The following is a 20,066-nucleotide window of genomic DNA, read 5'->3' as shown; positions in this document are numbered from 1 at the left end:
CGTCGTCCGCAAGAATCTCTTTTACTAGAAATAAGCAGGTCTCCTGACTTAAGCCTATATACTTTCAGCACCTTCCCAGAAAATATCTTCCAGTGGTATGCAGCTGAAAAACAACTATCACAGTGACGGGATCGTACCGGATTTACACCGGTTTCCCTTTTAATCAGACCAGCAGGACGCTTCTGCTGGTCTGAACTTATCTCTAAAATCATCAAATGGCCGTATGAATACTTCTTTATCATAACATACTATCATGCATACGTCAATTATTTCAGACTTTTATTTTCTATCTATTTTTCCGTAAATTTCTGGAATTCTTCAAAATTTGTTTCCGGTGTATAGGATTTCAGAACTCCCATCATGTCCTCTACACTATATGTATTATCATACATTCCAATAGATAACACATACTGCTTATTAAACTCATCTACTGAATCCGCTGTCCAAAATGACTGCTGCAGCCGGAAAGCACTTCCATCTTCACGGTAATCTTCTGCAAAGCCTTCCAGAGCATTCTTCATAGCAACAAATGATGGTGCAACGATAGCACCATATTTTCCTACAAGATAGTCGATTCTTTCCTTGCCGTTATATCCCTTCTTGTTAAACATTTCGTATGTATCTTCTGTAAAACAATCAATTGACCCCAACAATACATCTGTACTGTTCTCTTCTTCATAAGCATCAATTACCTTGATAAAATCACTTGCGCTCACTACACTCAGAATAACATTATACTCTCCTGTATTCAGCGGAGCAGCCAGCTTTTCATCCAGATGATCTTTTGGATAACCCGGAACCAGAGTAATCTTAATATCACTGCCTGTTTCAATTTCTTCCGTATCCTGCGTATTCACCAGTTCTTCTACAGACTTCTCATATGACAGACCATATGCTTCCTGAAGCTTATTCAGAATACCTATCGTTCTCAGACGATGCATCTCATTACCGATGGCAGATCCTCCACATGCTATTATGTAATGATTCTGATTATTCTGATCCTCTGAAGCAAAATACTCCGCCATATTGGCAGCCGCATCCTTTTCTGTTTCAACAGATGTTCCTATCGTTCCCAGAAAGTAAGGATTATCCTTTACTTTCTCATACATTTCATCACTGATCGTTCCTGAACCACGCACATAATACATACCATATTCTTCGCATACCGGAAGAACTTCTTCAAGATCAGAGGAAAGGAAAGAAATAATTCCCTTTACATTTCTTTCATGAAGCTCATTTATAAAGCTGATTTCTTCTTCTGCAGTGCTTATACTGGAAGAATATAAAAACTCAACTTCAAAAGCCATACCGACATAATTTTCAAAATAATTTCTAAACTCTCTTACTTCCGCATCATTCAGATTATATACAGACACTCCTATTGTCATTTTTTCATCCTGATCTGCTGTATCACTCTGGACATCAGATGCCATAACTGAAATACTGGTGCAGGTAAGCAGCATAATCATTGTCAATATAAAACTAATTATCTTTTTCATTCCTTTTTTACCTTTCTGTCGTATTTGTATAAAAATTCAAGTTTTCTTTTCTCACATCCCTTCCTGAAGTAAAAAAGATCCTCTTCTTAAAATGTATTTTAGGTATAAAAATAAAGCCTTTCTTAATACACCGTAAGAAATAACCTTTTCTAATGCAAGCAGGTCTCCTGACTTAAGTTCATCGCATTTTATCGTCTTCCCGCCTCTTAAGCAGTGACATATATGATAAAAAGCTCCCTTTTACAGTGGCGGGACCGTACCGGACTTGCACCGGTTTCCCTTTTAATTCCATATTACTGGAAACATGCATTATTTTTATAATATGATATCAGGGGCTAAAAGTCAAAAACTATTTTTACTCCGCGCTAAGGCTTTTCCCCAACTTCATTATATTTTTATTATATAATTCCATTTGGTTAACGTCAATAATTTACATCTAATATTTATATGTTTTTTTATTCACTTTTACTATGGTCTTGAATATTCAGATTCCAGTATCTATTCCATAATAAGGGTCTCTTTGCAGCACTACCTTCTCTTGTGGCATTTCTTTGTTTATGCTAAAATATTTTTACTACTATAAATGAGCAAGTTCGTGATTTTGCATAAAAGAAAGACACCTCGATTCCGTGTGTTGTATAATGAAAGTGCCTAAACAAACATTTGCAATATTTACGAAAGAAGGTGTCTCTCGCAAATACTATACATCATTCCGCATTCATATACAACCAGCTTAAGAAATTAAATTTATGCAAATTTTATTCGAACCGGGTGATAAACCACCTTATAAGTATCCTGATCAGCATTTTCATTTCAGGATATCATGGAAAAACCACGGATTTTGCTAAAAACAGTTCCTGTCACAGAACTACGATTGCACATTTCCTTAATTCAGGGAAATGGGATGATTCTCTACTTTCAGATACGTTAAAACGTTCTGTTATAGAGATTATTTATTCAGAAGCAGCACGCACCGGAAAGCCTGTTTTCTGCATTGTAGACGATACGATAGCTTCAAAGACAAAGCCTTCGTCACAGGCTCTGTATCCGATTGAAGATGCGTACTTTCACCAATCCCATTTAAAGGGGAAACAGGACTACGGACATCAGGCAGTAGCTGTTATGCTTTCCTGTAACGGCATTGTCCTGAACTATGCTTTTGTAATGTACAATAAATCAATTTCCAAGATTGATATTGTACAAAATATTGCAAAGGAACTGCCTGTTCCACCAGTAATGTCTTATTTCCTTTGTGACTGCTGGTATGTTTCTGAAAAAATAATCAATACTTTTGTACAGAAAGGGTTCCATACCATTGGTGCTTTGAAAACAAACCGTCTGCTGTATCCATCAGGAATGAAAAAGAAACTCAGTGAACTGGCTGCTGAACGATCCACAACACATAAAGGATTTGACCTCGTCACAGTCAAAAAACGCAACTATTATGTGTACCGGTATGAGGGAAACCTCAGCGGCATAGAAAATGCAGTTGTTCTTTTAAGCTATCCTGAAAAAGCATTTGGTAATCCTAAAGCACTACGTGCTTTCATTAGCACAAATGTATCCTTATCTACACAGGAGATCCTTTCCTGTTATGTTTGTCGATGGCCGATTGAGATATTTTTCAGGCAATGCAAAAACCATCTGGCCCTGGATACATACCAGATACGCTCCTCAAAGGGAATACAGAGGTACTGGCTGTTGATGTCACTGACACATTATATTTGTGTCACAGGAACTGGCGGATATCGGTCTTTTCAAGATGGATATCATCGAATCTGTAGTGCCGTTCATCAGGAAAAGTATCAGTATCTATTCCTATGTGCAAAAGCAAGTGATGATTTTGAAGCATTTATGAAATTAGCAGGATAATTTTGTGCATTTTTTCAAATTTGCTCATTTATAGTAATTAAATAAGGTAATTTTAGTTTCTAAATATCAAAACGTAACTCTTTCAGTTTACTGAAAAAGATAATTTTTCCCTTCATTATAAGTTCCTTTCATTGAAAATCGAACAGCTAATTTCCCAGTCATCGGATCTTCAATACCTATACTGATCTTATATTTCTTTCCGGCCAGTGAGATCATCTTTTTTATCTGCATTCTTGTTTTTGTCTGTAAAGTTTCTTCCGGCAGAAGTGATTTTAACGAAATGTCAACCGCTTCTTTTTCAAGACTATTTCCATCCTCATCTTCTACCAGAACCCATACAGGCCAGTCTTCATAAAATGGTGCAACTCCATCATTCTTCCATTTAAGATTCAGGCTGACATACCCCGGCATCTGAATAAGGCTTGCTTGCGAAATCCACAAACGATATCCCATGCTTCCTAAAACTTTCCTATAACCGTTTTCATAAGTTTTATCCGCTACTTTCGGTCCAAGAAAAGTAGTATGTGCTTTCTTTATCAGATTTATTGTCTGATCCAGATTTGTGTCAAGCAACTCTTTCATTGTAATTGAACTTGTAAACTCACCTCCGGAAGGAAACTTTTTCCAGAAATCTTTCATTGCGGATAACCCTTTTTTCTCATGAGTCTGGTCAAACTCACCGCCTTCATTGATCCAGCGAAACCATTCCTCTGTGCTCTCTGGCTGTCCGGTCATATCGTTGTAGAGACCTGTTCCATAATGTTCTCCCTCACTAAAAGGTCTTCTCATCAGTATCATGGAATCAGGGAAGGCCTCTGTCCATGGAATCATATAACGTTCTCTTACAGATTCTTCTGGCAGACTCTGTATTCCTGCAGAAATATTTACATGCCATTCTCCCCAGTGCCCCAGACTTCCAAGTTCGATATAACTGACCAGTCCATCTCTGCCAAAATGCTCTCCAAGTGCATTAACTGCCCTTTTGTGATATTGTATCATCTGTTCATTATTATAATCAGGAGCATATCCCTTTCCATACTCCATATCATACCAGGTTCCCGCATGATCAGTTTTGTCATATAGCCATTGTGGAATGTCCATATGCTTTTCCTCCCCGGGAATATCACACACAAACCTCAGTACCAGGTGTTTCCCTTCTTCTCTCCATCTGTCAGTCTGATTTTCTCTTTCGATTTTCTCCCAGTCATATTTTCCTTCCTCCGGTTCCAGTTCAGCCCAGGTAATATCCATATACAGTAAAGATATATCCTCTCCTATTGTTTCTTCCCAGGCACAAGGTGCATATCCCATTAATGGATTTCCAAAAATTTCTTCTGTTTTTTCATATATCTGAGTTTTTCTTCCAAATACCATCCATACTCCTGCTGCTATAATAACTAAAAGTCCAAAACCCAACAGAACCAGAGATTGTTTCTGACTTTTAGCCATGATATTCTCCATTATACTGAATCAATGTAACATCTTCCACTCCACCGATATCCCGGATTTTTTCCATAAACTCCATATCATTCTGTCTGCAATATATTTCCACTGCCATTTCTGTTTTTTCATTGCGCATAGTTTTTGATTTTACGAAATATTTTCTTTTTCCAAAACAGCGGATAATTTCATCTCCCGCCTGAGTTCCCTGATAATGAATCACTGCAATATAAATTCTTCCATTTTGTTGTTTGTGATAAAACAGGGTGATCATCAGAATGATAATCACAGCTGTCAACAGAGTTAATGCATACATACCTGCACCGGCTGTAATCCCCGATGTGATTGCCCAGAACAGATACAGAAGATCCATCGGATCTTTAATTGCTGTACGAAAACGTACAATAGACAATGCACCAACCATACCAAGAGAAATCACAATATTGCTGCTGATCGCAAGTGTTACCATACAGGTAAGCACTGTCATTCCCACAAGTGTAACTGCAAAACTTCTGGAGAAAATAACTCCAACATAAAATTTCTGATAAACCAGATAAATCACACTTCCCAAAATCAAAGCCACTGCCAGAGCAGCCAATATCTTAGGTATATCATACTGACTGAACATTCCTGATTCCAGTACAGATTTTTTTATCATATCCTGTACACTCATCTTATCATCCTCCCCTGTGTATCATACCAATACTCAAATCCATTCATGTACCGCGTTTTTTCATAACACAGTACATATTTGGAAACTGCTGTAAATTCTGCTGCCTGCGGCGGCAGAAGATTTCTCAGAATCTGAGGCAGCATCTCTGTAAATTTCACTTCCATGATCAGTTTTCCCGGTTCCAGTACAGATAAAGCCGGAAGCGTACTGTCGAAAATGTCATAGCTTCCAACAGCAGCTCTGACATCTGTATCAAATGTAATCCTGACTGTTCCCTCATCCATGATCCATGGTTCTCTCTCGTAATCTACGATTGTTCTCGGCCGCATCATATTACTCATACATTCTATATAAAATTCCCTGCAAAGACTATACGGACTTTTCAGAAGAAATTCATACTCGCCGGAAAGAATTTTTTGCACCTCATCTTTTGTCAGTGGGGCATCTTCTTTATAAATATAACTGCCGAATTTCTTTTTTCTTTCCAGCTTGATACTTTCAGCACTATAATTATAAATTCGTATCCTGTATTTCTTCCTCATAAGAACGCCGCTTTCCTTTTCTTCATATGCACTGTTCCAGTAATCATCAAAATACAGGCTCCGTATCAGATATCCTCCATTTTCTGCATGAGGATCCAGTTTCATAAGTGGCTTCATCCGAAGATTCAGGACTTCTTTCTCACTGGTACTGATAAGATATTTCCACTCGTTACGAAAACGTTCTTTCTTCCTGTCAGCCTTCCTCATAAATATCTTCCTCTACCGTATTATCTTCTGTTATGTAAAAACACTTCATACCATAATGTTTTCCTTCATCTGTTACATAATAATCAAATGCATCCTGCGTTTTTCCAGATGTATTTGTTGCTCTTACTCTCACAAAATACTGTCCTGCATTCGGAAGGTCCATCTCGGCTTCCGGAACAGTCAGGGTTGTGTTCTGATAGATCACATCCTGAAACAGATAATCTCGCGCAACCTCCACAGAATACGTAATGTCCTCTGCGTCCAGATCATAAGATACATCCCAGTTAAATTTCAGCTTATCACCGTCTATTGTCGGAACACCTATATAAAATGGCATTGGTGTTTCCAGACTTTCCAGATATAACTGATAGTTCTTCTCTATCTCATCAGGAAGTGATGCTGCAATCTGATCGTATTGTTCAGATGTAAGCGGTTCATACTCTGCATCAGGCATCAAATATAAATAGGGCTTCAGTACATTCTTATAGCTCTCTATCTTTGATGTGAGCATATCTTTGTTCAGATATTCCCTCAGATCCAGAATGGCATCATTTAATTTTTCCCGGAAAGACCGTGACTTCAGACACCTTTGAAACAGAATATTTCCCCAGTAATTGCTGATTCCCTTTTCCCAGCTGTTCTGATCCGAAAAATTCCTTAATTCATATTCCGGTCTCATCAGACAGCCATCGTTATCCCAGGCAATAAAGTACCAGATATCTGAATTCAGAGGACTGTATAAATAAACATTTCTGTTCTGTGTGTCTACGTTTCCCATCAGAATCTGAAATGCCATCCAGTAAACAATATTTTCTTCATCAAAATGTTCTTTCAGTACATCTTCAATCCCTATAGAATAATCATTCAGATCTGTCAGCATATCAATCAATTTGGTATGATCTGAATCCCCTTTTATTTCCAGCATTTTTTCAAAGGCTGTCTTATCATATCCTGCATCATCTTCTTTTTTTATAATATCCTCGTAGCGATAAAATTCAAAAGAATTAATCTTATACAATTGTCCGTTTGAATCCAGTCCATGACTCTTTAATGCCGTCTTATTCAGTTGTTCAACCTGTGTATAAATTCCATAATCCTCAAATTTTACACCTGATTCTTCTGTATTATCCTTTACATACAAATGCACAAACTGTGTACGTAAACCAACCATCTGAGGAATTCCCCTGATCAGATCATATGCCAGCTTATTTCGAAAGCGCATTCCTTCTGTCATATGTTTATTCAGGTTAATGGTTCTCTGGCCTCTCCACGTTCCTTTATTCTTTTTTAACTCAATTTTATAATTTTTTTGTGCATTCTGGCTGGATGTCTGGCCTCTGATCTGAACAGTTGCATTAGGCACGCTTTCTCCATATCCGACTTCCCCTTGTGTCGGTCCATTCTCATCTCCCACCTGCAAAAGTCCTGCCACCTGATATCTCTCCACTCCCATATCTTCGTAGTCATAAACAGAATAGCTGTTGATTTCCTTCCATGTATGATATGTATTTTCGGATGAATTTCCCTTAGATACAGTAAGATACATGGTAACAACACTGGTATCATCATCATTTTCATACAAAGAATCCTTATCTCTTAAATGAATCTCATTGATTTCTTCTTTCTCTGCTTTTTCTGCCTTTACCTGTTCTGTTTCGTTATCTTCCTGTACTGTCTGATCCTGCGAAGAGTTTCCCGCTTTTTCCAGAGTGCAGCCTCCACAAAGAGAAAGACTGACTAATACTGCACTTATCAGATTTATTTTTTTAATTCCTGTCAACGTTCGTTCTCCTTTCCAGTTTCTCATCCATAAAATATCCGATTCTGGTAAATACCCCCGATTTGTCTTCTGCTACCACCGGCTGTATGCTGAGAATATAATATGGCAGACGTCTGGTATAACGTTCCAGACGGATCATAACTATAAAATAAAACAGTACACATCCTGCAAGAAACCCAAAGCCATAATATACCTGCGGACAAAACAGTGAAATCACAGTAAACACAGAAGTTCCCACGGCAAAAATTACAGAAGCAGCCAATGCTCCCCTGTAATCTGTAAAATATAAAAGAAGCAGAAGCATCGTATTTGCAACTGCATAAATGCCGTAACCAACACAAAGTGTCCGGAAATATCCATACATCAGATCATTAAATCCCAAAGGAAGGTACTTCAAAAGACTCTCACCCATTGAAATCGCCAGCGCAGTAGTCAGTAACTGCTTCAAAGCGGTATATTTCAATTCTCTGTTCAGTACATCCAGCATTTCTGTACCGGCCTGCATAATATCCTTAATGGTTCCCCCATCATTGAATAAACTGTAATAATTCCTGTATTTCGGATAAAAATTAACTTCTACAGAAACCACAAAATTTACAGTGGTGATCAGAATTGTCAGAAATGCGATCAATGCCGGTACGTCATGTGACGGTGCCCCATAAAAAAGCCCTTTTACCTGTTTCCCCAGCGGTCCGGCCCACATGATCACAAGGTGGGCAAACAGCCCGATATTAATGCAGAGTCCTGTAAATGCCAGCGGCAGAAACTCATCTGCCCACCTTAAAAATAAGAATGCACTGATATCACTTTGTGGAAAATACTCATACAGTAAAACAACATCCCATAAAAGCATGATCCCATATCCAATGCATACCGCAGCCATCAATGCTTCCACATGGGAAATTCCCAGAAACAGCAATAAAGCTCCCGAAAGAAAAGTAACAGCGATCGCAGCAAGAAAGGATAACATAATTCCTCTGTAATCTTTAATTGCAGTAAGATAACTCATCGCATTCCATGTAACGATCAGTTCTCCAAACAACTCAAAACATAAAAACTTATCTATAAGCCCAACTCCGGAAAATATCAGAAAAATCCCATATAAAATTCCTCCTGCAATGAGCATTAAGCCTGTCGAACCCCAGAAAGATGACAGAACTGCCTCATTTTTTTCTTCATAAAGCATATCTGCAATAAATCTTGTTACTACCATTGACAAGAAACTGGTTACCGTCAATGATGCAAGAAGTGTATATGTGATCATGCAGACCAGTAATTCTCTGCTCTGTTTCGAAGCGCCTGTCCTGTCACACAAAAACATAACACCCAGCAGAAGGACGATCCCCAGCAGCATGGGACCGGTACAGATAATCCCTGCATATCCATAGGCGCGGAAAGAAGCAAACAGCCCTCTTCTGCTGAACAGTTTTTTGAGTTCAAATCCAATCCCTGCCATATGCTTCCTCCACCTCCCTGTAAAGTTTTCTGTATTCACTGATCATGCGCTCATGCCTGTAATATGCCTTAGTTCTTGCCTGTCCGCTTTTTCCCATTCTGATCCGTCTTCTCCTGGATTCACACATTTTTTCCATAGCGAAAGCAAGTCCATCCCTGTACATAGGCGGAACGCAATAACCGGCACATCCAAAATCATCTCCTTCTTTTCCATTCAGAAGTTCCCGGCAACATCCTACATCAGTCGTTACACATGGGCGTCTGGCCGCAAATGACTCCAGCACGGATAATGGCTGGCCTTCTGATATACTGGTAAGGATCGTAAAATCCAGTTTTCTCATATACTGTACAATATCTACCCTTCCTGTAAAAACAAGATTTTTGATATCCAGCTGTTTCACCAGTGCATAACACTCATCTGCATATTCCTCGTCATCTACCCCTCCCAGAATATGAAGTCTCACATTCTCCATTCTGGATGAAAGTTCATAAAATGCATATATCATAGTCTTTATATCTTTAATGGGTGCGAGACGGACTACCGCACCTATGTCTATCCATCCATCTTCCTCTTTCAGAGGGATCTGTGACAACCTGTCATAATCAATACCATTTTCAATTACTCTGCATTTCTCTGCATCACAGCCAATCTGTATTTGCGTAAGCATCGCATTCGTAAATAAACTGGTTACCCGAAAAGCCCTTTTATAAATTGCTTCTGATAACATATAAAAGAAAGAAATCCACTGTTTTTTAAATGATGGGATTACCCATTTTGCCCTGATGATCTCTTCCTCCCTTTCTCTTGTGTATATCCCATGCTCTGTAAGTAATACCGGTCTTCTGTAAACATATCCTCCAAGGCAGGCAAGAAGTCCCCCGTATCCTGTTGAAATCGCATGATAGGTGTCTGCCTGAGGAACCTCAGAACCCAAAAGATATAAAACCGGAAGCAGCATGGAACGCATTGTATGAAACGCGTCCGCAAATGCAATATACGGATATTTTTCCAGACAGCTCTCTGTTAATATATTTAAAAACTGCTCACTTTTCAGAAATGACATCGGATTCATTTTCCGGTCGTGATATAAATGAAACAATACTTCCCAGTCAGGATGACTGCATTCCATCAATTCTCTTAAACTCCTTGTTTCTTCTTCCGAAAAATGATTGATTCTGTGCAGCTGTCCATTTTGATTTCCATGTTCCTTCAGTTTTAATGCATCATCCAGAAATACTTCATGGACTTCCACCACATTATCCGGCAGTTCATAGACAAATTTTCCACGGTCACATGCATGTGCTCCTATTACCCACAGCACAAACTCATGCTCTTTCATAACAGTGATATACTGATGCATCCATGTAGAAACTCCACCATGTACATACGGATAACAGCCTTCTAAAACCAGACAGATTCTCAATTCTCTCACCTTATTTCTATTTTCACTGATTTCTCTTTTGCCCGAAGCAGATAGAGATTTCCGGTAATATGCGTCAGTTCTCCACCTTCTATATTACCCGGAGTCCCTTCATTCATTCTTATCATAATATAAGCTTCATCATAAAAATTATCTAATTTAAGATTAAGTTCCTGATCTGATACATCCTTATCGATCACCAGTGCCCCATACCGCTGTATTGCACCTGATAGTTCGGAAGCAGTAAGATTTCTCAGACATGGAGCTGAAGTATACAGCCAGTCCATATATTCATCCAGCCGTTTTTTCAGTTTCTTCCATCCCAGTCTGGCACCTCTGTCTTCGTCCAGCAGATCATCCGGATGCATAAAATGTGTATTGACAAAATGCATATTCAGTTCAGATACAGCCGCAAGTTCCATATAATCATCAATCACAGCACCTGAAATAATACGGGGCTGTTCCACAATTCCATCTTCTGCAGCCTCAAACTCCTGTGTATATGCCATATCTCCGACAAAATAATTACTTGCAATTGTACGTATCTCCGGAAATTCTTTTACGATCATTTCCCGCCCTTCATCTGACAGCACATTAGACGGCGGTACATAAACAGACAATTCTGTCCCCGGAAACATCTCTTTTCCAAACCGTATCAGCTCTGTCATGGCTTTTTTCATTGCATCATAGCTTTCCCATGTTTTATATGGAAGGATATTTGCATAATCCACATTTGACAGGCTCAATGGCTGATGATTATATCCATGATATCCCAGTTCTCCTCCCTGATGAAGCAGCATATTCCCAAAATACTGAAATCTCTGCACATCTTCCTGTTCCACAACATCTCCGGACACATCATCCTCATAATTATCAATAATAACACCTGTATATTTCACGCCGTGTTCCTCTGCCATATCCAGCATATCCGGCCACCAGATATTTGTATAAAACTCTTTGATGCTGAGACCATAATCACGTTTGATATATGTTCCGTCTCCACTCGGCACAGGAGATGGAAAATCATCCAGATAAAATACAGATCCATTAAGCACCGGGTAGACCATCACATCTGTCAGCAGGCTATAGGATGCCGCAAAAAATCCTCTTGTGGCTTTTTCACATAATCCAAAATTATCAACTACAAATTTACCTTTTCCATAACTGTTTTCCCAGATAAGCGGAACCTTCTTTTCATCATCTGTCCATGCATAAACCTTCGCCGTTTCTCCAACACTTACTTCCCATGCTGAATCATATGCATCCGGAATCTGGAAAGATCTTCCCCCTCCAATCATGAAATCATCATCAATATAGATTTTATCTACCAGAACATTTCCATAATCAGAGTCTGTAATTCCCAATTTCTGCTCAATGAGCGAAACATATGTATCCTTCTGAAGTGTTAACGCAAAAAGAACACGTCCTCCTTTTTCTACCCAGTTTCCAATCTTTATAACTACATCCTTCAATGGGTTCAGATCCGACATCAGCACCACTATTGTTTCATAGCCTGAGAAATCAGGAATCTCACTCTGTCTGATATCTGCCAGATCTACTCCTGTTTTCATATCCATGAAAATTCTTTCAAACTGTTCCCATGCCACCACACTGTCTGCCTGACTGCTGTCCATCAGCACCAGACAACTGCTCTCAATATTTTTGACTGCCTGTGTTTCAGTTACAACCGTATCCCTGTCCAGATATGCCTTCTTCTTGATCTCTGCCTGATACTGAATTCCTGAACGCTCTGTCCAAAGCACCACACTGATTGCCAGAAAAACTCCCAGAATAACAGTCAGACCCTTAAATCGAAAAGACTGTAAATATTTTATCATTCCTGCCAAAAAGCCAATGCCTCCTTTCCTTTCGCCGACAGGTAAATATGTTCCTGCTGAATCTGCTCTAATGTTTCCTTTAATTCTTTTCCCTGTTTCAGTTCTACGTAATATCTGATCCTGAGTATCCAGTATTCTTCATTTCTGTGCCACTTCTTATCCATTCTTTCCAGACTTTTAAGCACCTGTTCATACTCCTTCGTCTGCATTTGATTCTCAGCCAGACATACATATGTATGAAGATCCTCTTTAAATTTCAGTTTTTTCTTCAGAAGTTTTATATATTGATTTCTTTGCACCAGTTCCATCTGTCCTTCTAGAAGTCCCTGAGATAAATACTCCTGAAGAAAATCACAGTACTCTGAAATAAGCTGTTGATTTTCCGGTTCTTTTGCATATCTGTATTCTATCTTCTGCAGTCTGCTTTCATATTCCTTAGACAGCTCTACCATTCCTGTGATCGCATAATGCACAACCTCTACATCGTCATTCATCCTTGCCTGTTTAAGCATATCGATGTAATTCTCCGGATCATCATTCAATACATTCATAATCAGATCACGCCTCATAGCGGCCTCATCAATAAGAAGCACTTCCTCCAGTGGCACAATATTTCTGTCACTTTCTTCTTTCGGTGCTATAATGCTCCTGTAAATTTCTTCATTGATCTTCATTTTTTCTATTCCGATTTCACGCTTTTTATCCTGGTGAAAAAATATCTGGAAATGCAGAAGCAATACACAGATCATACCCCATACCGGTACAAAGATCACAGGTAATATGAGATACCTCTTCACCTTCAGTAAATGGGAGTTTATTCCTGTCCATACTAAAACACAACAGATAATATGGAATATAATAAAAACAACCCCTGTTATATTCTGTATCATTCTTCAGCTACCCTGCTTTCGTTACGGGTGTCAATCACTCTGCAATGAAGTCCGTTCTTTTCGAGCCTTTCAATTACTATCGGTAACATGGCATCATCCACCTGTGACAGTATCAGATAAAGTTGTCCATCCTCCGATATTCCCAGTATGTCATTCTCTCTGATTTTATTTTTTAATATCCTTTCTGTTTCCTCCAGTGTCATTTCCGGATTTTCAATCTGCAGCAGAGCATATGATCCTATTTTCTGTTCTTTTATGGAATGAAATAACTTCAGCCTTTCCATAAAATACTCTGTTTTTAATATATGAGTTCCTTCCAGATATTCCCTGTCTCTGACTGCTTCCTGATATTCCAGTGCACGCAGCAGAGAAACTTCTACCAGACCGCATAAAATTTTGATAAGATTCAGATAATACAATGTCATCTGACTACTGGCTGCATCCTGAATAAATACCAGCATTACAAGTTCTCCATTTCTCTTTATCCCTGCGATATATGCCGGATATCCGGCAAGCAGTTCCCTGTTTCTCCAGACCTCACCCTTTTCCAGCGTTTCTACCGCATTCTGATACTCTTCAATCCTTATAGAATTCGGCATTTTTCTGCGAATTTCAGGTGATGACACTTCCATCCTTCCAAAACGTTTCCATGAATCCAGTGAATAAAGTACAATTGTATGATTTTCCAGAACATCTTCCATTACCCTTATGGTTTCCATAAACAGTTTCTGAGGCTGTATCACATCCAGCTTTCTTGTTATATCAAAAATTTTTCCAAAGCTGTCCCTGCTTCCGAGAATCTGCTTCTTATATTGTCTTTTATCCTGAAGGGTCTCCTGATACATTTCCTGCATAAAGAAAAATTTTTCCTTGATCAGTCTGTTTTCTTTTGTTACAAATTCTATATCCTCTTTATTCTTCAGCCTTATATAACCACAGACAGCACCTGCGGCAAAATAAAAAATAAATGGAATCCAGTTAGAAGCCTCATAAAACAAAGTATATATGTTTACATTCTCCTGCCTGTACGCTGCAATCAAAGAACAAGTTTCCAACGCAGCTGCTGATATTCCATAATTAATTCCATAAAGACTTCCCATAAATACAATAAATACAAGTCTCAGGTCAATCATTTTAAACTGAGCATAAGTTCCTGTATATTTGTTTAGAAATTCAAATAAAATAAATCCTGAGATTAATTCCAGAATGTGGATCAGCAAAGTATTTTTTGATATCCAATTCCTGATATTTGCAAAATGTCCGAAATCTGAATCTGATAATTTTTTATACTCCTGATACATCCCGGGAATATCTTCAAAAACAGATATCTTTGGAAACCACCCATATTCATGTCTTATAATCTGATCATCCGGCTGTACCTTATAAATCTGACCGCTGTTCTGATATCTTATATCCAGTTTACCGGGAATTGTCTTTCTGATTTCTTTTTCCAGATCACTGAAACTCTGCCTGAAACAATCCGGAACATTCAGACAGCGTTCTTTTCCCCAATTGTCATATACTTTATAAAGCAGTTCTGCCAGATCATCCATACATACAAAATAAATATTTTGTTCCGGTGATTCCTCAAAAACAATTTTTCCGCTTTCTTCTGCCTCTGTAAACAGCTTATAAAAAAAGTCCTGTGTGTATACCGCTGAATATAAATGAGGAATTCTCAGAATCTTGGTGTTTATCTGATACATATTTCCATATTCCATAACTACATTTTCTGCTGCGGATACCAGAAGTGTTTTTCCACTTGTAATATTATAAATGCTCTCCTGCCCGGTCAGATACAACATTCTTATTTCCTTATTCTTTTTGCATAACTGAAGTATCTGTCTCAGTTGTTCCAGTTCTCCGGTCATCCTTCCATGCATGGTCAGATAATTGGAAAAATAAACAATTCTTTCAAACTCATATGTTTCGAAAATCTCTTTCAGTTCTTTCTCATCTTTTATGAACGGACGAGATAATATATTCTTTTTTCGATTTGATTTCAGCATCTCATTTCCCAGTACAACTACATCACATTCAGGAAATGATTCTTCTATAAAAGTTTCTGTTACATATCCTGTATTTCCTGCCAACAATACTTCCATATTTATTCACCTCAATAAAGTGAAGTATAACAAAATTATTTTTTCTTTTCAATATCAGTATCTTTACAGAAAATAGCTTTTTTCTCAACAACTGTTGTCTTGTTCCTGCTGCTGTTCTATGCTAAAATATTTCCAGTATAAAATCATAAACCACAGACAGATCAGTACCCTGATATTTCCGGCACTGATCATATCTGATCATATTATACAAACTGTCAGGAAAGAGGCGATTACATTGAACATTGAAGATTCCTGTATTTCCTGCATTGACACAGACTGGTCCTACCAGCTTGCCAGACGCATGGAAAAAGAGAAAACAAACCCTGTTCTGGGCTATCGTACTGCAGGTTCCGCTGCTGAAACAGCTACAGGAGATATGTTATACAGGGAAATGAAAGCTATCGGACTTACCGATGTAACCAGAGATACATTCTCACTGGACGGATGGGAATTCGAGAAGGCAGTCCTGAAATTTACAGATGATGACGGGCAGGAACACACCTTTCAGATGGGCGGATATCAGACAAATTTCGAGACAGACGGATTTGAAGATTACGAACTCGTTTATCTGGGAAAAGGAACTGCTGCAGATTATGAAGGCATAAACGTAAAAGGAAAGCTGGTTATGGTTGAGATCAACCAGCGAGACGAATGGTGGATCAGCTTCCCTGTTTATCAGGCTTATCTGCGCGGCGCTGCTGCCCTGATCGCAGTTCAGGCAAACGGCTACGGAGAAATCGCAGAGTCTGCGCTGAATGCACAGGATATCGCAGGTCCTGATTTCGCACCTGCATTCTCTCTGTCTCAGGCAGATGCACGTATCCTGAAGCGTTCTCTCCGAAATAAAATTTCCGCCTGCGAAGACAACACCACTGATTCAGAAGATACCCATAACACTCTGGAACAGGATGCTGCTTTATTACGCAGATCCTCATTAAAAGTATCACTGGATGCCCGTTCCAGAGTGATCCCGGATACAACAGCAGGCAATATCACAGGTAAAATACAGGGTACTGAGACAGACTCTATGATCCTGCTGTCTGCACACTATGATTCCTATTTCGATGGATTCCAGGACGATAATGCAGCAGTCGCCATGATGCTCGGCATTGCCCGTTCACTGGTAAAGGGCGGCTATAAGCCTGCCCACACTCTCGTTTTCTGTGCAATGGCTGCCGAGGAATGGGGAATCATTGATTCCAAATACGACTGGTCTACAGGAGCCTACAATCAGGTATTCCGCGTACATCCTGACTGGCAGGGTAAAGTGATTGCAGACCTGAACTTTGAACTTCCTGCACACGCACACAATAGACAGGATGCCATCCGCTGTACCTATGAATATGCAGATTTCATTAGACAGTTTACAGACAGCCTGACTGTCCCGAAGGAAGCATATCCTGACGGGATCACGGTTCTCTCTCCCATCGAGACATGGTCTGATGATTTCTCCATGGCAATCGCAGGTATCCCATCCACAGTCAATGATTTCAGTGCCGGGCCCTTCATGCAGAATTATTATCATTCCCAATATGATAATCAGGATGTTTACCAGGAAGCTGTCTATCAGTTTCATCATGAATGCTATCTGAAACTGATCATGGCCATTGACAGACTTGTCCTGCCACCGATGAATTTCAGCAATACCATGAACGCGGTCGCAGAAAGTATCCACGAAAATGCACTCTCATTTGCTGATCCTGAGCAGAATGTTCTGCTCAGAAACCTGCAGACAATTACCGCTTCTGCCGAAAATATTTATGACAAAATCTGCCAGATTAATGCGGAATATGCCACACTTTCAGACTCCGACGCCCGCATTGCTTTCCGCCACAAATGGGAATATGCCGGACTGGAGCTGCTGAAAACTTTCCGCAAGGCACAAGACTATCTGGTACGTCTCAACTGGCAAGATGAAGTAATTTTCCCACAGGAAGCTGCCTCCAAAAATATTCGACAGCTGGAAAAAGCCAGCCGGGCTTTATCCGAGGGAAATATTACAGATGCATTGAAGGCTCTCTATCGAGTAGACAATAATATGTACGCATTTCTCTTCGATGAAGAAGTTTACTATCACTTCACCGAATACATTCTTCACCAGCCAAAAGACCGTCTGATGTGGGGTGCCGGACGTATTATGCATCACGAAAATCTCTACGGGATCGTGCAGAAACTGAAGCAGCGCATGGAAGAAGAAACACCGGAACTCGACAGTGAGATCCGTCGTCTGGAAGCTGCCCTGCGCAGACAGAAGGCTTATTATAAGGACGATATCCGCTACTTAAACACCTCCGTTAATAAGCTGTCTGCGATGTTGGATAACATCTATAATAATCTACTGTCTTTTTAAAAAACATTACCACTCCCGGGAACAGCAATGTTCCCGGCAATAAATAAGGAGATTACTACATACCATGGAAAGTGATAATTTGTACAGAGTACAGGAAGAAGATTTACCACGATTACAGAAACTGTTAACGGTCTGTTTCGCACAGGATCCGCTGTATCATACCCTGATTCCTGATGATGACACCAGAGAAAGACTTCTGCCGGAGCTCTTTTCCTGCGATCTGACGGAGTTCTTTCAGACATGCGAAATTTATTCTGACAGCAGCGAACTGAACAGTATCCTGGTTGTTTCTGACGAAAGCGAACCTTACAATTTTCTGCACTACTGTCTCACAGAGGCCAGAGCTGCACTTACCACTGACGGATGGCTGATCAAAGAAGATCCAAGCCTGAAAACCTTCTGGAATTTCATTCAGGGCAAGGACTACCTGAACTCAAGCTGGACAGATCAGCTTCACCAGACAGAGCGTCTCCATGTGATCTACCTTGCAGTAGACCCTGGACACCAGCATCATGGACTGGCAGAACTTCTGATGGATGAGGTGATAAATTATGCCCAGAAACACAAGATGCTGATTTCTCTGGAAACCCATAATCCCAATAACGTTCCTATTTATGAACACTTCGGATTTAAAACATACGGGATAGTGGAAAAACCTCACTTTGGTCTGAAACAATATTGCATGATCCGAGAGGCTACTGTATAATCTGTCCCTGCACTGCTCTCGCAATTATTAACATAAAGACTCCGTAATTGATAAATTAACCTATTTTTCACTTACATTTTTGTCTATTTCTACGTCTAGTAATATTTATACTTTTATATTAAAATAACAAACAGATGTCGGATAAAACTTTTCCACATCTGTTTGTTTATAGTACCATGTGTACTTTTCCGCTACTATTTTTAATTACTGTTAACTGTTCGGAGACTTTCCATTCAACGGACTGCTGAACATCCACGATTACCAGAAACAAAAGTATTTACCTGGCAATAAAAATTTTAATAACCCCCAGAGTACACATCACTACACTGATAAGGAGGACTTATAATAATGGTACGAAATGCAATGAGCGCAACAGAATTTTATATTTTACAATATTTATGGACCAGAGAAACACCTGCAACTTTTTCTGAGATTATGGTTCACTTTAATGAGGAAGAAAAGAAAGCATGGAAGAAACAGACAGTAAACACATTTCTTTCCCGTCTGGCACAGAAGGGCTTTTTGAATATTGACAAGAGCGGAAAAAGAGCTATCTATATTCCATCTGTCACCTCAAAGAAATTCTATGAAAATTATGCCCAGGAGATTGTAAAGGATTCTTACAACGGAGCCATCAAAGATTTCATCGCTGCATTTACAGCAGGAAATAAATTAAGCGCAGCTGAGAAAGCTGAATTATTATCTTATATACAGACACTTTAATCAGAAATGCTCAATAAAAAAGGCTGTCATTAACAACAGCCTTTTTTATTTACAGAATTACTATAAATACCGGATCAGAGAAATTACTCAGACTCTTCTATATTTTCCAACGTAAGCTTATGATATGGCGTGCGCACATATTTTCCGTCGATCAACGGAATATCACTCTTATCTCCATCCGTTGCGATTACAAATGCAAGATTCAGCATTTCACGCGCCTGCCCCTCTTTATCATTATAAACCATTCCAAGCATTTCCTCATTCTTTACAGCCTCAATCCCCTCATCTGTACGGTCGATATCTGTTTTATACACAAAAAAACCAGCTATCACCTAGCTGGTTTTCACTGTATCTTCAAAACTACATACATGTTGACATTTCCTTGAGATTCATTCTTCCTGCGATTCTTGGTCAAGCCCTCACCCGATTAGTAACAGTCAGCTCCATGCATTGCTGCACTTCCACCTCTGCCCTATCTACCTCGTCGTCTTCAAGGGGGTTTACTTCTTTCGAATGGGATATCTCATCTTAAGGGGGGCTTCACGCTTAGATGCCTTCAGCGTTT

General features: G+C 39.4%; 15 protein-coding genes, 1 rRNA gene and 2 riboswitches. Of the genes, 4 read left to right on the top strand and 12 right to left on the bottom strand.

The genetic code is table 11. The features are described 5' to 3' along the window. Positions 1-16: 16 nt before the first annotated feature. Positions 17-215: riboswitch (cobalamin riboswitch) on the bottom strand. 75 nt (positions 216-290) lie between these two features. After that, on the bottom strand, positions 291-1,499 hold the full coding sequence (locus LJE09_RS00080) for a hypothetical protein (protein ID WP_008707168.1): 1,209 nt from the start codon (positions 1,497-1,499) through the stop codon (positions 291-293). A gap of 140 nt (positions 1,500-1,639) precedes the next feature. Beyond that, positions 1,640-1,822, bottom strand: a riboswitch (cobalamin riboswitch). A gap of 448 nt (positions 1,823-2,270) precedes the next feature. Between LJE09_RS00080 and LJE09_RS00075 the strand changes: the two genes are divergently transcribed. Then, positions 2,271-3,371 carry a transposase gene (locus tag LJE09_RS00075; protein WP_008707169.1) on the top strand — a complete coding sequence of 367 codons (1,101 nt, stop codon included), beginning with the start codon at positions 2,271-2,273 and terminating at the stop codon, positions 3,369-3,371. An 87-nt stretch (positions 3,372-3,458) separates the two neighbouring features. Here LJE09_RS00075 and LJE09_RS00070 read toward each other — a convergent pair whose 3' ends face one another. Genes LJE09_RS00070 through LJE09_RS00030 form a run of 9 tightly spaced genes read right to left on the bottom strand, consistent with a single transcriptional unit; the run spans position 3,459 to position 15,722 of the window. Then, positions 3,459-4,820, bottom strand: coding sequence for a DUF4832 domain-containing protein (locus LJE09_RS00070; RefSeq protein WP_227310888.1), 1,362 nt, complete (start codon positions 4,818-4,820; stop codon positions 3,459-3,461). Beyond that, positions 4,813-5,484 carry a DUF4956 domain-containing protein gene (locus LJE09_RS00065; protein ID WP_008707171.1) on the bottom strand — a complete coding sequence of 224 codons (672 nt, stop codon included), beginning with the start codon at positions 5,482-5,484 and terminating at the stop codon, positions 4,813-4,815. Before LJE09_RS00065 ends, LJE09_RS00070 begins: the two co-directional genes overlap by 8 nt. Continuing rightward, positions 5,481-6,233: a polyphosphate polymerase domain-containing protein gene (locus LJE09_RS00060; RefSeq protein WP_055053308.1), complete on the bottom strand. Its 753-nt coding sequence runs from the start codon at positions 6,231-6,233 to the stop codon at positions 5,481-5,483. The genes LJE09_RS00065 and LJE09_RS00060 overlap by 4 nt, the downstream gene beginning before the upstream one ends. Next, a complete protein-coding gene (locus LJE09_RS00055) occupies positions 6,220-8,013 on the bottom strand; it encodes a CotH kinase family protein (RefSeq protein ID WP_227218577.1) in 1,794 nt (597 codons plus the stop codon). Before LJE09_RS00055 ends, LJE09_RS00060 begins: the two co-directional genes overlap by 14 nt. Continuing rightward, positions 8,000-9,469, bottom strand: a complete 1,470-nt coding sequence (gene pelG / locus LJE09_RS00050) for an exopolysaccharide Pel transporter PelG (protein ID WP_227310887.1) — start codon at positions 9,467-9,469, stop codon at positions 8,000-8,002. The genes LJE09_RS00055 and pelG overlap by 14 nt, the downstream gene beginning before the upstream one ends. Beyond that, the gene (gene pelF / locus LJE09_RS00045) at positions 9,450-10,892 is read right to left on the bottom strand and encodes a GT4 family glycosyltransferase PelF (protein WP_020993294.1); all 1,443 of its coding nucleotides are present in this window, start codon (positions 10,890-10,892) and stop codon (positions 9,450-9,452) included. The genes pelG and pelF overlap by 20 nt, the downstream gene beginning before the upstream one ends. A gap of 5 nt (positions 10,893-10,897) precedes the next feature. Then, positions 10,898-12,727 carry a DUF2194 domain-containing protein gene (locus tag LJE09_RS00040; protein WP_008707178.1) on the bottom strand — a complete coding sequence of 610 codons (1,830 nt, stop codon included), beginning with the start codon at positions 12,725-12,727 and terminating at the stop codon, positions 10,898-10,900. Beyond that, positions 12,724-13,617, bottom strand: a complete 894-nt coding sequence (locus tag LJE09_RS00035; protein ID WP_008707179.1) for a membrane protein — start codon at positions 13,615-13,617, stop codon at positions 12,724-12,726. The genes LJE09_RS00040 and LJE09_RS00035 overlap by 4 nt, the downstream gene beginning before the upstream one ends. Beyond that, complete coding sequence (locus LJE09_RS00030) at positions 13,614-15,722, bottom strand: NAD-dependent epimerase/dehydratase family protein (RefSeq protein WP_008707181.1); 2,109 nt, start codon at positions 15,720-15,722, stop codon at positions 13,614-13,616. The genes LJE09_RS00035 and LJE09_RS00030 overlap by 4 nt, the downstream gene beginning before the upstream one ends. 301 nt (positions 15,723-16,023) lie before the next feature. Between LJE09_RS00030 and LJE09_RS00025 the strand changes: the two genes are divergently transcribed. The 3 genes from LJE09_RS00025 to LJE09_RS00015 all read left to right on the top strand — a co-directional run bounded on the left by LJE09_RS00025 (position 16,024) and on the right by LJE09_RS00015 (position 19,501). Next, positions 16,024-18,072: a M28 family peptidase gene (locus tag LJE09_RS00025; RefSeq protein ID WP_008707182.1), complete on the top strand. Its 2,049-nt coding sequence runs from the start codon at positions 16,024-16,026 to the stop codon at positions 18,070-18,072. Positions 18,073-18,136: 64 nt separating this feature from the next. Continuing rightward, entirely contained in the window at positions 18,137-18,778 is a 642-nt protein-coding gene (locus LJE09_RS00020) for a GNAT family N-acetyltransferase (RefSeq protein ID WP_008707183.1), read from the top strand. 348 nt (positions 18,779-19,126) lie between these two features. Further along, on the top strand, positions 19,127-19,501 hold the full coding sequence (locus LJE09_RS00015) for a BlaI/MecI/CopY family transcriptional regulator (protein ID WP_008707184.1): 375 nt from the start codon (positions 19,127-19,129) through the stop codon (positions 19,499-19,501). Positions 19,502-19,584: 83 nt separating this feature from the next. Here LJE09_RS00015 and LJE09_RS00010 read toward each other — a convergent pair whose 3' ends face one another. Next, complete coding sequence (locus LJE09_RS00010; protein WP_227310886.1) at positions 19,585-19,815, bottom strand: hypothetical protein; 231 nt, start codon at positions 19,813-19,815, stop codon at positions 19,585-19,587. Positions 19,816-19,908: 93 nt separating this feature from the next. Continuing rightward, positions 19,909-20,066: ribosomal RNA gene (locus tag LJE09_RS00005) — 23S ribosomal RNA — on the bottom strand; the annotation flags it as partial.

It is taken from the genome of Blautia sp. DFI.3.45 (genome assembly GCF_020593505.1).
Lineage (GTDB): Bacteria > Bacillota > Clostridia > Lachnospirales > Lachnospiraceae > Blautia_A > Blautia_A wexlerae.
Note: the sequence above shows the minus strand (reverse complement) of the source record. Positions and strands in the feature narration are given on the sequence as shown.

Excerpts from the sequence above, each read along its gene's own strand:
- LJE09_RS00080 (WP_008707168.1), bottom strand. The coding sequence starts at position 1,499 with ATGAAAAAGATAATTAGTTTTATATTGACAATGATTATGCTGCTTACC.
- LJE09_RS00070 (WP_227310888.1), bottom strand. The coding sequence starts at position 4,820 with ATGGCTAAAAGTCAGAAACAATCTCTGGTTCTGTTGGGTTTTGGACTT.
- LJE09_RS00065 (WP_008707171.1), bottom strand. The coding sequence starts at position 5,484 with ATGAGTGTACAGGATATGATAAAAAAATCTGTACTGGAATCAGGAATG.
- LJE09_RS00060 (WP_055053308.1), bottom strand. The coding sequence starts at position 6,233 with ATGAGGAAGGCTGACAGGAAGAAAGAACGTTTTCGTAACGAGTGGAAA.
- pelG (WP_227310887.1), bottom strand. The coding sequence starts at position 9,469 with ATGGCAGGGATTGGATTTGAACTCAAAAAACTGTTCAGCAGAAGAGGG.
- LJE09_RS00040 (WP_008707178.1), bottom strand. The coding sequence starts at position 12,727 with ATGATAAAATATTTACAGTCTTTTCGATTTAAGGGTCTGACTGTTATT.
- LJE09_RS00035 (WP_008707179.1), bottom strand. The coding sequence starts at position 13,617 with ATGATACAGAATATAACAGGGGTTGTTTTTATTATATTCCATATTATC.
- LJE09_RS00030 (WP_008707181.1), bottom strand. The coding sequence starts at position 15,722 with ATGGAAGTATTGTTGGCAGGAAATACAGGATATGTAACAGAAACTTTT.
- LJE09_RS00025 (WP_008707182.1), top strand. The coding sequence starts at position 16,024 with ATGGAAAAAGAGAAAACAAACCCTGTTCTGGGCTATCGTACTGCAGGT.
- LJE09_RS00020 (WP_008707183.1), top strand. The coding sequence starts at position 18,137 with ATGGAAAGTGATAATTTGTACAGAGTACAGGAAGAAGATTTACCACGA.
- LJE09_RS00015 (WP_008707184.1), top strand. The coding sequence starts at position 19,127 with ATGGTACGAAATGCAATGAGCGCAACAGAATTTTATATTTTACAATAT.